The sequence below is a fragment of the Ruegeria sp. BA2 genome (assembly GCF_056539605.1).
The window spans coordinates 37,501-52,977 of sequence record NZ_JBQFVE010000018.1 but is presented as its reverse complement, the minus strand read 5'-3'; the positions used below and the strand labels follow the sequence as shown (position 1 = coordinate 52,977).

Sequence of the window (15,477 nt, the reverse complement as noted above, 5' to 3'; positions counted from 1 at the left end):
AACCCTATGCTTCAGTCTCTAGCTGGTCTTGGATCCAGTCTCGGAACGACCTGAGAGGCTCGGGTGCCGAGCGGTCATTGGGCCAGACCAGATAATAACTGCCAAGGCTTGTCCCCGGACCCGCCCACGCTTGAACAAGTCGCCCGGCGCGCAAATCATCCTGCACCAGATATGATGGCAGCAGAGCCACGCCCAACCCATGGATAGTCGCTTGTATCATGGTCGAAAACTGATCGAACAACATGCCCGGCAGGCCCGCAACTGTCTTCCCTTGCAGCGCAAACCACCGCTCCCACGCATCTGGCCGGGATTCTAGATGCAGCAGCGGTGCGGCGCGGAGATCATCCAAACTGTCAATGTTAGCGGCAGCAAAGTCCGGAGCGCAGACTGGCAAGACCTCTTCCTGCATGATCGGCAGATAGTGAACACCCGCCCAGTCCTGCTGGCCGAAATGAATGGCGGCATCAAACGGATCGGAGGCAAAATCAAACGGTTTCAATCGAGTGCCTAGATTGACCGTGACCTCAGGATGGCGCCGGGCAAAATCCTGTAGGCGAGGGGCCAGCCAGTGCATCCCGAATGCGGGAAGGATTGATAAGTTCAGTGCCCCGCCCGCCGGATTGGCTTTGAGCTTCAGTGCTGCCTGTGCCAATTCCTGCACCGCAGACCTTGCGGTTTGCACATAGTCCTGTGCGGCAGGTGTCAGGTGCAAACGCATCTGGGTGCGTTCAATCAACTGAACCCCAAGCTGATCCTCCATCGTCTTGAGTTGCCGACTGATCGCGCTTTGTGTCAAGGACAGCTCGGCCGCAGCAGCCGAAGCGCTTCCCAACCGATCAACGGCTTCAAGCGCAAGCAGCGACGAGATTGACGGCAGGAACCGACGCGGCGCAATCATATGATAATTCCTCATACCTTCTAAACGTAATAGCACTGGTATTTTCGCACCGCCAGAGCGATGACTGCGCGAATACATTCCCTTTGCGGCTGTCCAGACGCAGCACATCCGTGATCTTGAAATTCTCGTCTGCGCGCGGGACAAAACGAAGGTGGGTCGGATACGTACTGATGTCACCTCAAGCCGATGACAATGACCAGACAAAGCGAGAGCCATGGACCGCGCACAGATCGTACATGAGAATTTCCTGAACCGTGTCGCAAACGCGGACCTGCCTGTCGGCGCATCGCCGCGCCCGGGTTTGAGCAATGCCGATGCTGTTTCGTTGTTTCGGTCCCAGGTCCTCAGCAGAGCCCTGGACCGGACCAGCCGGGCGATGCAGAAAGCGGGTCAGGGCTTCTATACGATCGGCTCGTCCGGGCACGAAGGGATGGCCGCTGTCGCCCACGCCCTGCGCCCCACCGACATTGCATTCTTGCATTACCGGGACGCAGCATTTCAGATCGCAAGGGCGGAACAGGTGCCGGGTCAGCAGATCGCATGGGATATGCTGCTTAGCTTTGCGTGCTCGAGCGAGGACCCGACCTCGGGCGGACGGCATAAGGTGCTTGGATCAAAGGCGCTGATGATCCCGCCTCAGACGTCGACCATCGCCAGCCATTTGCCCAAGGCAGTGGGGGCGGCCTATGCGCTTGGCGCCGCACGCCGTAACGCTCCTGAGCATCGTGCGTTGCCAGAGGACGGGATCGCAATCTGTTCGTTCGGGGATGCTTCGGCCAATCACTCAACAGCGCAAGGGGCGATCAATACGGCAGGCTGGACCAGCGTGCAATCTACGCCGCTGCCGCTGCTATTCGTATGTGAAGACAACGGGATTGGCATCTCGGTGAAAACGCCCAAAGGCTGGATACAGGCCTCGATGGAGCATCGTCCGGGGATCAAGTATTTTCAGGCCAACGGGTTGGACATCTATGAGACCTACGCAGTGGCGAAAGAGGCGGCCGACTATGTCCGTACGCGCCGGAAACCGGCCTTCTTGCATCTAAAAACCGTGCGCCTGTATGGCCATGCTGGGGCGGATGTGCCAACGACCTATCTACCCAAATCCGAAGTTGAGGCGGATGAGGCCAATGATCCGCTGCTGCACAGCGTTCGTCTGCTGAACCAAGCGAGTGCGTTGCCGCCGGATCAAGCTCTCAAAATTTATGAGGATACCTGCGCGCGCACGGATCGTGTGGCGGCGGAGGCGTCCAGCCGCCCTCATCTCGCCACAGCATCAGATGTTATGGCCAGCCTGATCCCACCAAAGCGGACCTGTAAGCCGACAAATGGCCCAAGCGCCGAGGCGCGTGCAAACGTCTTTGGTGGTGATATGCGCGCGATGGCCGAACCCCAGCCCATGAGCCGGCTAATCAACTGGGCACTGACCGATCTGATGCTTGAGCATGGCGAAATCGTTTGCATGGGCGAGGATGTAGGCCGCAAGGGTGGCGTCTATGGCGTGACACAGAAGCTGCAACAACGTTTTGGTCCGGATCGGGTGATCGATACATTGTTGGATGAGCAATCCATTTTGGGTCTTGCGATTGGCATGGGTCATAACGGGTTTGTCCCGATCCCCGAAATCCAGTTTCTTGCCTATCTGCACAACGCCGAGGATCAGATTCGAGGAGAAGCAGCGACTCTGCCGTTCTTTTCCAACGGGCAATTCACCAACCCGATGGTATTGCGCATCGCGGGACTTGGATATCAGAAAGGCTTTGGCGGGCATTTTCACAACGACAACTCTCTGGCCGTTTTGCGGGACATTCCCGGCGTGATTATCGCCTGCCCTTCAACTGGGGCGGACGCTGCGCAGATGCTGCGCGAATGTGTGCGGCTGGCACGAGAAGAGCAGCGGGTTGTCGTATTCCTTGAACCAATCGCGCTTTACCCGATGCGAGATCTGCACGCGGCGCAGGATGGCGGGTGGATGACCACTTATCCGGCTCGGGATCAGAGGATCGCGCTGGGCGAGGTCGGTGTGCACGGCGCCGGTACCGATCTGGCAATTGTGACCTATGGCAATGGGCATTACCTGTCGAAGCAAGCATTGCCTGAACTTGAGGCGGCAGGCTTGAAAACACGTATTATCGACATGCGCTGGCTCGCACCGCTGCCGATGGAAGCCCTGCGCGAAGCCACCAAAACATGCGCGCATGTTTTGATCGTCGACGAGTGCCGCAGAACCGGCAGCCAATCCGAGGCGTTGATGACTTTCTTCGTCGAAGAAAGTCCCACGACCCCAACGGCCCGGGTTGTCGCTGAGGATTCATTCATTGCAACCGGCCCTGCCTATGCGGCACCCCTTCCTTCGAAAGACGGGATTGTGGCTGCAGCGCTAACCCTGACCGGAGTTCACTCATGACTCGCACAGCCGTTGTGATCTGCCCTGGCCGGGGCACCTATAACAAGCCCGAATTGGGCTATCTGCACCGTCATCACGCAAACCGTATGCAGATGTTCAGCCGCTTTGACGCAATCCGCGCTGAAACCGCGCAAGAAGCCGTAACTGAATTGGATGGGGCAGAGCGCTATACGATCGGTAAATACTCGCGCGGTGACGTGGCTTCGCCTCTGATCTATGCGGCGGCGCTGGCTGATGCGCAGGCGCTTGATGATGATATCGAGGTTGTCGCGGTCACCGGCAACTCGATGGGGTGGTACATTGCACTGGCTGCCGCAGGGGCATTGACGCCCGAGAACGGATTTCGTGTTGTCAACACGATGGGCACTTTGATGCAGGAGCATCTGATCGGCGGTCAGTTGGTTTATCCGTTCGTGGAAGAAGAATGGACGGCAGATCCCGCTCGCAAAGACGCGTTGCTGAATGAAGTGGCGCGGATAAACGCACTGAAGGACCACGCGCTCGCGCTGTCGATTGATCTGGGTGGAATGCTGGTTCTGGCAGGGAATGACGCCGGGTTGACGGCCTTCGAGGCGACTCAGCCCACCCTTCAAGACCGGTTCCCGTTGCGACTTGCCAACCACGCCGCGTTCCACACCGCGCTTCAGGCCCCCGTGGCCGAAAAAGGGCGGGCACAGCTTGGCCCCGATCTATTCGGTCAGCCTGAGCGTCCTATGATCGACGGTCGTGGCAAAATCTGGTGGCCGGGGGCCACGGACACGCAGGACCTATCGGACTATACGCTGGGGCATCAGGTGACCGAGACCTATGACTTCACCCACGCCATTCAGACCGCCGCACGCGAATTTGCACCTGATTTGTTCATTGTGACCGGACCCGGTGCGACACTGGGCGGTGCGGTGGCGCAATCCCTTGCCCTAGGGCGCTGGCGGGGAATGACGGATAAGGCATCGTTCCAGGCGCGGCAAAACGACGATCCGTTCCTCATCGCCATGGGGCGGGATGAACAGCGCGCCCTTGTTACTGGCTAAGCTCTGTCTAATGATCAGCGAAACACTCATGGGGCTTGTTCATGCGCGACTATGATCACTCGCTGTGGCAGCAAACCTGTTGCGAACGGGTCGACACGCAACAACTTTCTGGTGACGTGAGCGTTGATCTCGCCATTATCGGTGGCGGCTACACAGGCTGCTCAGCCGCTTTGACCGCCGCACAAGCCGGGGCGTCGATTTGCCTGCTCGAGGCGCATCAGATCGGGCATGGCGGATCAGGCCGAAACGTCGGGCTGGTCAATGCCGGGCTTTGGTTGCCACCGGAACAAATCCGGTCACATTTGGGCCAAGTGGCGGGGGGTCGCCTGATCGATCTATTGGCGAATGCGCCGACAGAGGTTTTCGAACTGATCGACGCGCAACAGATTGAATGTGAACCTGTCAGGAAAGGTACGTTGCATTGCGCCCACTCCGCGGCGGGCTTTGGCGATTTGCAGACACGTCATGCACAGCTAAGCGCCTCGGGCGCGCCAGTGGAATTGCTTGACGCGAATGAGTCACGTCAGCGGACTGGCAGCCGCGCCGTTCATGGTGCGTTGTTCGATCCTCGTGCGGGCACGATCCAGCCGCTTGCCTATGCGGTTGGCCTTGCCCGCGCTGCGCAAGATGCAGGCGCACGGATTTATACGCAGAGCCCAATTATATCTCAGCAGCACGAGGCTGGGGGATGGGTTTTGCGCTCGGACACCGGAACTGTGCACGCCACGTCTGTCATTCAGGCGACAAATGCATATCATCAGGGCATTGCAGAGACCGCGCCCGATTACGTTCCGGTCTATTACTTCCAATACGCCACAGCGCCGCTATCACATAATCTGCTTGCCAACATATTGCCCGAAGGCGAGGGGTGCTGGGATACCGGTCTGATCATGACCTCGTTCCGGTTAGATCAGGCAGGCCGCATGGTGATTGGCGGTATGGGAGAACTTAGCAGCGCGGGGGGATTTGCCCACAAAGCCTGGATCAAACGGAAGCTGGCAGAGCTTTATCCACAATTGGCGGATCAGCCGCTGGAAGAGGGGTGGCACGGACGGATCGCCATGACATCGGACCACATTCCCAAAATCACTCAGATCGGGCCGAATGCGATGGCCGCGCACGGGTTTTCCGGGCGCGGGATCGGGCCGGGTACTGTTTTTGGGCGCTTAATGGCTGAATGCCTGCTGAAGGATGACCCATCCCTGCTGCCGGTGCCGCCGGTGCAGGAATATAGCGAAAGCTGGACGGGTCTGCGCCGCGCATTTTTTGAGAGTGGCGCGGCGCTGACGCATTTCGTAAAGGCTCGGTTCTGACGTCAAACCGACCGGGTGATACCGCCGTCAACGCGGATGTTCTGACCGGTGATATATCCGCCCCCTTCCGACGCCAGCAGAGCCACGACCGAGGCGATCTCATCATAGCTGCGTCCGTAACGGCCCAACGGGATACGGCTGCGGAACTCCTCTTTCTCGGGCAGGCTGTCGATGAAACCGGGCAAGACGTTGTTCATACGGATGTTGTCAGCGGCGTAATGGTCCGAAAACAGTTTGGTAAAGGCCGCCAGCCCCGCGCGGAATACGCCAGAGGTGGGGAACACAGGATCAGGCTCAAATGCAGCAAAGGTCGAGATGTTGATGATCGCCCCACCGCCTTGGGCCTGCATGATCGGCGCAACCAGCCGGGTGGGGCGCACGGCGTTCATGAAATAGACATCCAATCCGGTGTGCCAGTCCTCATCCGTCAGTTCCAGCACCGGTGCGCGGGGGCCGTGGCCTGCCGAGTTGACCAGCACATCGATCCGCCCCCAGTGGGCCATCGCGGCGTCGACCAGCTTTTGCAGGTCTTCATTTGATTGGTTCGATCCTGTGATACCCACGCCACCCAACTCATGCGCCAGCGCTTCGCCTTTGCCCGACGAGGACAGAATGCCAACCTTGAACCCATCTGCCGCCAATCTGCGCGCGGAATCCGCGCCCATGCCGCTGCCGCCTGCCGTGATCAAAGCTACTTTGTCCATTTTCATACTCCTTTGCGTTGTCTGAATTGAAGATGGTGCTATGGGACCCATTTGACCAATCAGTTCTGTTGCGCTGTGGCAGTAGAAAATCTACAGTCAAAACATGTCTGCCCGCCCACCTCTTAACGCGTTGCGCGCCTTTGAGGCCTCGGCCCGTCACCTGAACTTTCGTCTTGCTGCGGAAGAAATTGGCGTGACTCAAGGGGCCGTTGCCCAACAGGTGCGCGGATTGGAGGCCCGATTGGGGGTCACATTGTTCGATCGCATTCCACGCGGGCTGCGTTTGACCGAGGCGGGGAGACGATTTCACACCCCCTTGCGCCGGGCCTTTCGACTGATCGATGAAGCAGTCGTTGATCTGTCGGAACAGCGGCAGATCACGATTTCAGTCACACCAAGCTTTGCATCAAAATGGCTGGTCCCGCGGTTGAACGATTTTGTGTCCCGACATCCAGATGTGGAGGTTCAGGTCGACGCGCGCGAACGGTTGGCCGATTTTCAGTCGGACGGAATTGACATTGCGGTGCGTCAGAGCCGTTCGCCCATAGCGCGGGGGCTGCAAGCCACCCCACTATTTTCAACCGAGTTTGTGGTTGTGGGCAGCCCAGATCGGGCTTCGGAAATCTCCGGTCCCGAAGATTTGATGCAGCACGTCCTTCTCAGCGATTCCCATGGATTGTGGCCACTGTTTCTGGAGCGCGCCGGCGTTGAAGGACGCCCCCGGATGATGAATTTCAGTCAGACGAGTCTGGCGATAGATGCGGCCATTGCGGGGCAGGGATTTGCGTTGGCCAACGCCCCACTTGTATCTGCTGAGCTTGCCTCGGGTCGGTTGGTACAGCCGCTTTCTGAGGTGCTGGTCGATGATCTTAGCTTTTTCATTGTAATCCCGCAGAAGCCGCGCCAACCAGAGTTGGTGCAACAGATGCGTGACTGGCTTCTGTCTCAGGTCTGAAGCGTGGCGGCAATCATTTCGATCTGATCCCGCAGCCAGCGATGCGCAGGATCATTGGCCGATCGTTGATGCCAGACCATGTAGATCGACACGGGCTCACACTCGAACGGCAGCGGCGCGCAGTCCAGCGCGGCCAGCGGCCCGCGTTTCATCAGTGCCGTGTCGGTCGAGATCAGGTCGCTGCCTTTCACGAAAGGTGGGATCGCGTTGAAATGCGGCAAGGTCACGACGGGTGGTCTGATCTGGCTTTGATCCACGCCACGCATGACGGCACGGGCGTTACGCCCATCGGCAAATCGCACCTCGACATGGTCGCTGTTACAATAGGCCTGCCAATCCTTGGGCGGTTCACAATGTGCGGCGTCGTAGAACATCATCAATGGGCTGGTGAGTAGACGTTTCTGGAAAATATCGGGCCCATCCGGCGGAAGCGGGGTCAGCATCAGTTGGCACCGATCACTGCGTAACAGGTCTGGGTCAGGAACGCCTGAGGGGATGAATTCCAATCGCAACCGCACGCCTTCGGAGCGTGTCTTTCTTAGCAGCGCAGGAAAGATCAACTCGCGTGGCATATCGTTGGTGGCGATCTGAATGTTCATCTGTTCCGATAGCGGATCGAACGGACGGCCTTCGGTCAGGGCGCGCATGTTGTCCAACACCTGTTGCACCGGCTCTTTCAGCGATAGAGCACGTTCGGTTGGGGTCAGCCCCTGACCGGATCGGACAAATAGCGGATCGCCCAGCACCTGCCTCAGCTTGCTCAGTGTGTGACTGATCGCAGATTGCGTGACGCCAAGCAGGTCAGCGGCTTTCGAGACCGAGCTTTCCTCGAGTATCGTCAGGAACACCCGCAGGACCTTGCCGTCCAAATCAGTGAAATCAATATTGCTCATACCATATATGATTATTCATGAATGGATTTGGTGTCCATGCCGGGGTAGGGGGGAAGGCAGCAAGCAGGAGGCGCGCGATGGGGATCCGCTTTTTCTCGGACAAGAACAGACCCGTTCATATGGGACCATTCCCGCTGGAACGGTTGGCGCGGCAGGACCGGATACCCGAATTGGCGCAGGTCACCCCTATGCAATCGCTTAATTTTCATCGACCGGATCAACCTGAAAGCATCGTCAACGCGATGGGTGAATTTCAGGCGATGATGGATGCCATTCGGGATGGGTTCGTGAACCCGGTTGCCTCGGAAATCCCAACTGATCCGGTGGATCGCGCCAATCACCTGAAAGCGTTTGGTTATTTCAACGACGCCTCAATGATGGGCTGCGGGCCATTGCCTACAGAGGCGATACTGGCAGAGCCTCGACGCAATCCGGATATCGACCGGCTGGCCCATGCGCTGAAAACCCGCCAGACCAAAACGCTGGCCTCGGGCATCGACGTGATCATGGCGGACCTGAAGGAAAGCATGGAGGCCGCCCCGCGCCCGATGAGCAGCCATCGTCATGCGATCGTGTTTCTATATGAATTCAATCGTGACCCGGATCCGTCGGAACCTGGGGCCGATTGGATCGTGGACGCTCAGGACCATCGCGCATGTCTGCTGGCGACCGAAAATGCAGTGGTCATTGCTAACTATATCCGCCTTTTGGGCTTTGACGCGCGGGCGCATACGGCGATGTCGTCCGAGGTTGATCTGGGCAAACTAGCGGTTGCGGCCGGGTTGGCCTCGGTCGAAGATGGGGCTGTGGTTGTGCCCTGGCTGGGCAAACGCTTTGGGCTGGCTGCTGTGACCACCGAGATGGAGATTGCGCATGACCGCCCTTTGCGCCCCATGGCCGAACAGCCGTGGTTTCGCACGCAGGGGCCCGCATGGTGGCTGGGGGCGGGCTTTGCCAAGAACGCGCTGAACCGCGATGCCTATGCCAAGCGGCGATATGTGGACGGGGCGCATCCGTTTGAGAATCTCAAGCGCGTCGACAACCCCTCCACCTATATCGATGAGGAAAACGTCGCCCGTGTACCCAAACGCGCAGATATGTTCGCCCGCGCCCAATTCGGCGATATGGGCAAATCGCTGCAGGATGCAACCAAAGGCGGGCACTATGTGCGCAAATCCGCCCCCAGCTTTGCCCAACGCCGCGCGCTGGGCGCGTTTGTTCTGCTGCAGGATGGCGACAGCGCTGCGGTTGAATGTCCAACAGATGCAGACCGTAATGCTGCGAATATCAAAGCCGCGACCTATTTCCTTGGGGTCGATGCGGTCGGCCTCAGCCGGTGCCCCGAGTGGAGCTGGTATTCCCACGATGCCACCGGTGAAGAGATTAATCCGCCGCATGATCAGGCCATCAGTATGATCATCGATCAGGGCTATGAAACGATGGAAGGTGCCAGCGGTGACGACTGGATCAGCGTTGCCCAATCGATGCGCGCTTATCTAAGGTTCTCGCTGCTAGGCGGAGTGATCGCGCAGCAAATCCGGAACCTCGGTTACAAGGCCAAGGCGCATACGGTTATGGATGGCGAGGTGCTCCAACCTCCGCTGCTCTTGCTGTCAGGGTTGGGCGAGGTCAGCCGGATCGGAGAGGTGATCCTGAACCCCTATCTCGGCCCGCGCCTGAAATCCGGAGTGGTAACCACCGACATGCCGATAGCGCATGACAAGCCCATAGATTTCGGTCTGCAGACATTTTGCGAAAGCTGCAACAAATGCGCTCGTGAATGCCCCTCGGGTGCCATCACCGCCGGGCCGAAGCTGATGTTCAACGGCTACGAAATCTGGAAATCCGACAGCCAGAAATGCGCCACTTACCGCATCACTACGCCCGGGGGCGCGATGTGCGGACGGTGCATGAAGACCTGCCCTTGGAACCTGGAAGGTCTATTCAAAGAACGCCCATTCCGATGGGCTGCGATGACCATCCCGCAAGCCGCGCCTGCCTTGGCCAAGCTTGACGATGCTGTGGGTAATGGTGGTCTGAATGACACCAAGAAATGGTGGTGGGATATCGAGCTGGAGGCTGACGGCGCCTATCGCCCGTCGCAACACCCCTTGAACCGGCGGGATCTGCAAAAAGACCTCGATCTGAAATACGAGGACCAAACGCTGGCTGTTTACCCCGCACCCTTGGCGCCGCATCCTTGGCCTTACCCATTCAATATGGATCGCGAGGCCGGGATTTCCGCATACGAAGCGATGGTCACGGCCGATGACTACAAAGCGCGCAAAGCAGCTGGCGATTTGTCGGTCATCCACCAATATCAGATCGCCGGGGATGCGCCGGTCATGCGGGTTGAGCTGACCAAGGTCGACAAGATGACTGCGGACGTCACCAAGTACGAATTCTCAACCCTGGACGGTGCACCGCTGCCCGAATGGACCGCCGGTGCGCATCTGGACGTGCTGGTTTCGCCCGAATTCCTGCGGCAATATTCGATGTCGGGTAACCCTTCGGATCGCACCACATATCAGATCGGCGTGCTGCGCGAGGACGAAGGGCGCGGCGGCTCGGCCTTGCTGCATCGCATCTTCAACGAAGGGCGCAAGGTCTTCATCTCGAAACCAATAAACCATTTCGAATTGGACGAGACCGCAACCAAGACATTTCTGATGGGCGGCGGTATCGGTATCACACCGATGATTGCCTTCGCCCATCGATTGCATGCGATGGGTGGGCCGTTTGAATTGCATTATTCCGCCAGCACACGTGCAGGCGCTGGATATCTGGACGATCTGGCGGCTATGCCCTGGGCCGATCACGTGCACTATCACTTCTCAGACGAAGGCACGCGTGCTGATTTGGAGGCTATTTTGCACGGCTATCAGGATGGCTGGCACGTCTACACATGCGGCCCGGATCGGTTCATGGATGGTGTGATGCAAGCTGCCGAGGCACAGGGATTTCCCGAACAGGCGCGGCATCTGGAATATTTCTCGGTCCCCGAACAGCCCGAATATGAAAGCCATCCATTCACGTTGCGTCTGGCAAAGTCAGGGCGGGACCTGAATGTCCCGACCGACAAGGACGCGGCGCAAGTGTTGAACGAGGCGGGATATCATGTGGACGTAAAATGCTCGGACGGGATATGCGGAGTCTGCAAGTGTGGCGTAATTTCAGGTAAGATTGAGCATCGAGATTTTGTGCTGTCCAACAAGCAGCGTGAAGGGGCGATCATCCTTTGCCAGAGCCGCGCGGCTGAGCCTGACGGGGTGATCGAGATCGATCTGTGAGCTATCGCAAGAAAACGACATTTTGAATCGCAAGAATTGGTCGTTCCAGCCATGGACGCCGCCGATTTGCTGCACTAACGTCCCCAACGAACCGCAGTCTATCCTGATCAACAGGTGCGAGGTATTTTCATGGATTATCACAGCCCCGCCAGCTTTGCCGAGGCGTCGGCTCTGGCCGCGAATGCGACGGGCACTACACGATTTCTGGCAGGCGGCACCGATGTGTTGGTGCAGTTGCGTTCAGATCTTGTGACGCCTGATACGCTGATCGACATCAAGAATATCGGCGGTGTCAGTGACATCACCCGCAACGCCGATGGCAGCTGGACGCTGGGCGTCGCCGCGACCGGTGCCGAGATGAGCGAGCATCCCGAGCTTGGCCGCGACTGGCCCGGCGTGGTTGAGGCGATGGATCTGATCGGATCGACACAGGTGCAGGGGCGTGCAACGCTGACCGGGAACCTGTGCAATGGCTCGCCGGCCGCGGATTCGGTTCCGGCGATGGTTGCGGCGGGTGTCACTGTGATCGTGACCGGCCCGGAAGGTGATCGCGAGGTCGCCGTCGAAGACATCCCGACCGGCCCTGGCAAAACGTCTCTGGCCAAGGGCGAGCTAATCTCGGCCATCAACATCCCCGCGCGCGGAGACAATGCGGGTGATGCTTATCTGCGCTTTATCCCGCGTACCGAGATGGACATCGCGGTGGTTGGCGTTGGCGTCAATCTACGGCTGGAAGGGGACACCATAATTGAGGCCCGCGTATCGCTGGGGGCTGTGGCACCAACCGTGCTGTTGGTTGAGGATTGCGCCAAGGCGCTGATCGGCAGCACGCTGGATGACGCAGCATTGGATAGGCTTGCCGCCGCTGCCTCTGCCGCTTGCAGCCCGATTGACGATAAGCGCGGAACCATTGCGTTCCGCACCGAAGTGGCCGGTGTTCTGGCCAAGCGTACCGCGAAAATCGCATATGCCCGCGCGAAGGGAGAAGATTTATGAGCAAGCTCCACGTATCCACCACCGTAAATGGCGACGCGGTCGAATACCTCTGTGATCCGCGCGAAACCCTGCTGGATTGTTTGCGCGACAAACTGAACCTGACGGGCGCGAAAGAGGGTTGCGGCACGGGCGATTGCGGGGCCTGCTCGGTCACTGTCGATGGCCGACTGGTGTGCTCCTGTCTGATGCTGGGGGTCGAGGCCGAAGGCAAACAGATCGAAACGGTCGAAGGGATCGCGGACGGGGACGTCCTGCATCCGCTGCAGAAGAAGATGGTCGAATATGCGGCCCTGCAATGCGGCATCTGCACCCCGGGCATTCTGGTCGCGGCCAAATCGCTATTGGAGAAGAACCCAAACCCGACCGAAGAAGAAACCCGGTACTGGTTGGCAGGAAACCTCTGCCGTTGCACCGGCTATGACAAAATCATTCGCGCCGTCATGGATACGGCGGCCGAGATGCGGGAGGCTTCGTAATGGCACTGGACGATCGCAAATCTGAATTCAATTTTGTTGGTACCCGTCCGGATCGCCCTGACGGTCTGGATAAGGTGACGGGTCGCGCCAAGTTCGGCGCGGATATTTCAGCCCCCGGCATGCTTCACGGCGCTGTCCTGCGTTCACCCCATGCACACGCGCGGATCGTCAAGATCGATACGTCAAAGGCCGAGGCCCACAAGGACGTCAAAGCAGTTGTGACCCGTGCAGATTTCTCGGACAAGCCAGTCTTCAAGCCCGGCCTTGAAGGTGAATTCTGGAATGTGCTGGAAAACGTCATGGCGGGGGAAAAGGCGCTCTATGACGGTCATGCGGTGGCCGCTGTTGCCGCTACGTCTGCCCTGGCAGCGCGCGATGCGCTGAAACTGATCGAAGTTGAATACGAGGTTCTGCCCCACGTCACCGATGTAGACAAAGCCATGGCGCCGGACGCACCTGTGATTCGTGAAGGTGCTGCGGATTACTCCGTGCCGGAAGGGATGCATCCCAACGTCGTGCGCTATCATGAAAGTGGTCATGGCGATGTTGAAGCGGGCTTTGCCGAGGCTGATCTGGTCCTCGAAGACAGCTTTGTGACCGAAGCCACGCATCAGGGTTATATCGAACCTCATGCCTGTTTGGGGTCGCTTGGCGCAGACGGCAAAGGCGAACTGTGGTGCACGACACAAGGCCATTGGTACGCACAGAAATACTGTGCCGCGCTTCTGGGGATCGAAACCGCGCAACTGCGCGTGACGGCCTCTGAAATCGGCGGCGGGTTCGGCGGCAAGACTACAGTGTTCATCGAACCGGTCGCACTGGCGCTGAGCCGTAAGGCCAACCGCCCCGTCAAATTGGTCATGAGCCGGTCTGAGGTGTTCCGTTCGACCGGCCCGACCTCTTCTGCGTCGATGGATATCAAGATCGGCATGAAGAAGGACGGAACCATCACGGCGGCTCAGGGCATCTTCCGCCTGCAGGGTGGTGCCTTCCCCGGTGCTCCGGGCGACATGACCGCCATGTGTGCCTTTGCGCCATATAACCTGACCAATGTGCGTCAGGTCGGCTATGACGTGATGGCCAACCGCCCAAAACAGGCCGCCTACCGCGCACCTGGCGCACCAATGGGTGCTTTTGCGGTTGAATCTGTGCTGGATGAGCTGTGCAATAAGCTGGGTCTGGACCCAATCGACGTACGCCTAAAGAATGCGGCGCATGAAGGGACCAAGGCCAACTATGGTCCGACATATGAGCGGATCGGACTGGTTGAAACGCTTGAAGCGGCCAAAGAGCACCCGCACTATTCCGCCCCGCTGAAACCCGGACAAGGGCGCGGGATCTCTTGCGGGTTCTGGTTCAACCATGGGGGCGAGACCTCCGTGTCGCTGGCCTTGTCCGAAGACGGCTCGGCGCAGGTCATGGTTGGAACGCCGGATATCGGCGGCTCGCGTGCGTCGATGGCGCTGATGGCGGCCGAAGTGCTTGGCATTCCCTACGAAAACATACGCGTCACCGTCGCCGATACCGCAACGCTGGGTTACAATGATGTAAGCCATGGAAGCCGCGTGACCTATGCCTCGGGCCTGGCCACGATCAAGGCAGCCAAACATGCGGTCGAACGTCTGTGCGAACGCGCAGCAGCCAAATGGGGCATCCCGGTAGACGCAGTGAAGTGGGAAAATGGCTGCGCGGTGCCCTCGGGACCCAACGCAGGTGATTTCGATCCGCTGCCTTTGGCGGATATCACCGCGAATATGGGCGCGACGGGGGGGCCGATTTCCGGCCATTTCGAGGCGACCCCGGAAGGTGCAGGTGTGTCCTTCGGTACCCATATAGTCGATGCTGAGGTCGACCCGGAAACCGGCAAGACCAGTATCATCCGCTACACCGTCATTCAGGACGCCGGAAAGGCAATCCACCCGACTTATGTGGAAGGCCAGTATCAGGGCGGTGCCGCACAAGGCATCGGCTGGGCGCTGAACGAGGAATATATCTATGGCGAAGATGGCCGGTTGCAAAACTCGATCTTCCTCGATTATCGCATTCCGGTTGCCAGTGACTTGCCAATGATCGACACGGTGATTGTCGAAGTGCCCAACCCCGGCCACCCGTTCGGTGTGCGGGGCGTGGGCGAAACCGGCATCGTGCCGCCTTTGGCCGCCATCGCCAACGCGGTCTCAAATGCCGCGGGCGTGCGCATGAAGCAGCTGCCGATGTCGCCGCCGCGTATTCTGGCCGCGCTGAAGGACAATGGTTGAGGTCCACCTCTGGTCCGGCCTCCGGTCATTGACCGGGGGTTGCGAGGTGGTGGAGGTAGAAGCCAAAACCACCGGTGAGCTGCTTCGTGAACTGGTTCGATCACATCCTCAGCTGCAGGCTCCAATCGATGCGGGCGTTTCCATCGCCATTGACGGTCGCGTTATTGCCAGCGGTCTGACCGAACCCATCCCAGAGGGTGCGGAGGTGTACCTGATGCAACGCCTTCGCGGGGGCTGAATGGCGCTGGCATCACCA

At 59.0% G+C, this 15,477-nt stretch carries 12 protein-coding genes; 9 read left to right on the top strand and 3 right to left on the bottom strand.

What is annotated here, in order from left to right:
- Window positions 1–4: 4 nt before the first annotated feature.
- Window positions 5–898, bottom strand: a complete 894-nt coding sequence (locus ACR0NN_RS23175; RefSeq protein WP_170727315.1) for a LysR substrate-binding domain-containing protein — start codon at window positions 896–898, stop codon at window positions 5–7.
- 214 nt (window positions 899–1,112) lie between these two features.
- Here ACR0NN_RS23175 and ACR0NN_RS23170 point away from each other — a divergent pair, with 214 nt between their 5' ends.
- Genes ACR0NN_RS23170 through ACR0NN_RS23160 form a run of 3 tightly spaced genes read left to right on the top strand, consistent with a single transcriptional unit; the run spans window position 1,113 to window position 5,649 of the window.
- Window positions 1,113–3,305 (top strand): thiamine pyrophosphate-dependent enzyme, encoded by a 2,193-nt coding sequence (locus ACR0NN_RS23170; protein ID WP_170727312.1) that lies wholly within the window; start codon window positions 1,113–1,115, stop codon window positions 3,303–3,305.
- Window positions 3,302–4,336: an ACP S-malonyltransferase gene (locus ACR0NN_RS23165; protein ID WP_170727311.1), complete on the top strand. Its 1,035-nt coding sequence runs from the start codon at window positions 3,302–3,304 to the stop codon at window positions 4,334–4,336. Before ACR0NN_RS23170 ends, ACR0NN_RS23165 begins: the two co-directional genes overlap by 4 nt.
- A 41-nt stretch (window positions 4,337–4,377) precedes the next feature.
- Window positions 4,378–5,649: an NAD(P)/FAD-dependent oxidoreductase gene (locus ACR0NN_RS23160; RefSeq protein ID WP_170727307.1), complete on the top strand. Its 1,272-nt coding sequence runs from the start codon at window positions 4,378–4,380 to the stop codon at window positions 5,647–5,649.
- Between the two features lie 2 nt (window positions 5,650–5,651).
- Here the strand turns inward: ACR0NN_RS23160 and ACR0NN_RS23155 are convergent, their stop codons facing one another.
- A complete protein-coding gene (locus ACR0NN_RS23155; RefSeq protein WP_170727304.1) occupies window positions 5,652–6,359 on the bottom strand; it encodes an SDR family oxidoreductase in 708 nt (235 codons plus the stop codon).
- 97 nt (window positions 6,360–6,456) lie between these two features.
- Between ACR0NN_RS23155 and ACR0NN_RS23150 the strand changes: the two genes are divergently transcribed.
- Window positions 6,457–7,308, top strand: a complete 852-nt coding sequence (locus ACR0NN_RS23150; protein ID WP_170727281.1) for a LysR substrate-binding domain-containing protein — start codon at window positions 6,457–6,459, stop codon at window positions 7,306–7,308.
- Here the strand turns inward: ACR0NN_RS23150 and ACR0NN_RS23145 are convergent.
- Window positions 7,299–8,201, bottom strand: a complete 903-nt coding sequence (locus tag ACR0NN_RS23145) for a LysR family transcriptional regulator (protein WP_170727276.1) — start codon at window positions 8,199–8,201, stop codon at window positions 7,299–7,301. The genes ACR0NN_RS23150 and ACR0NN_RS23145 overlap by 10 nt on opposite strands.
- 77 nt (window positions 8,202–8,278) lie before the next feature.
- On the opposite strand from ACR0NN_RS23145, the gene ACR0NN_RS23140 reads away from it, so the two are divergent.
- The 5 genes from ACR0NN_RS23140 to ACR0NN_RS23120 all read left to right on the top strand — a co-directional run bounded on the left by ACR0NN_RS23140 (window position 8,279) and on the right by ACR0NN_RS23120 (window position 15,459).
- Window positions 8,279–11,491, top strand: a complete 3,213-nt coding sequence (locus ACR0NN_RS23140; RefSeq protein WP_170727274.1) for a reductive dehalogenase — start codon at window positions 8,279–8,281, stop codon at window positions 11,489–11,491.
- Window positions 11,492–11,620: 129 nt separating this feature from the next.
- Window positions 11,621–12,487 carry an FAD binding domain-containing protein gene (locus ACR0NN_RS23135; RefSeq protein ID WP_170727271.1) on the top strand — a complete coding sequence of 289 codons (867 nt, stop codon included), beginning with the start codon at window positions 11,621–11,623 and terminating at the stop codon, window positions 12,485–12,487.
- Window positions 12,484–12,963 carry a (2Fe-2S)-binding protein gene (locus ACR0NN_RS23130; protein ID WP_170687471.1) on the top strand — a complete coding sequence of 160 codons (480 nt, stop codon included), beginning with the start codon at window positions 12,484–12,486 and terminating at the stop codon, window positions 12,961–12,963. Before ACR0NN_RS23135 ends, ACR0NN_RS23130 begins: the two co-directional genes overlap by 4 nt.
- Window positions 12,963–15,221, top strand: coding sequence for a xanthine dehydrogenase family protein molybdopterin-binding subunit (locus ACR0NN_RS23125; RefSeq protein WP_170727265.1), 2,259 nt, complete (start codon window positions 12,963–12,965; stop codon window positions 15,219–15,221). Before ACR0NN_RS23130 ends, ACR0NN_RS23125 begins: the two co-directional genes overlap by 1 nt.
- Window positions 15,214–15,459 (top strand): MoaD/ThiS family protein, encoded by a 246-nt coding sequence (locus ACR0NN_RS23120; protein WP_170727254.1) that lies wholly within the window; start codon window positions 15,214–15,216, stop codon window positions 15,457–15,459. The genes ACR0NN_RS23125 and ACR0NN_RS23120 overlap by 8 nt, the downstream gene beginning before the upstream one ends.
- Window positions 15,460–15,477 lie beyond the last annotated feature (18 nt).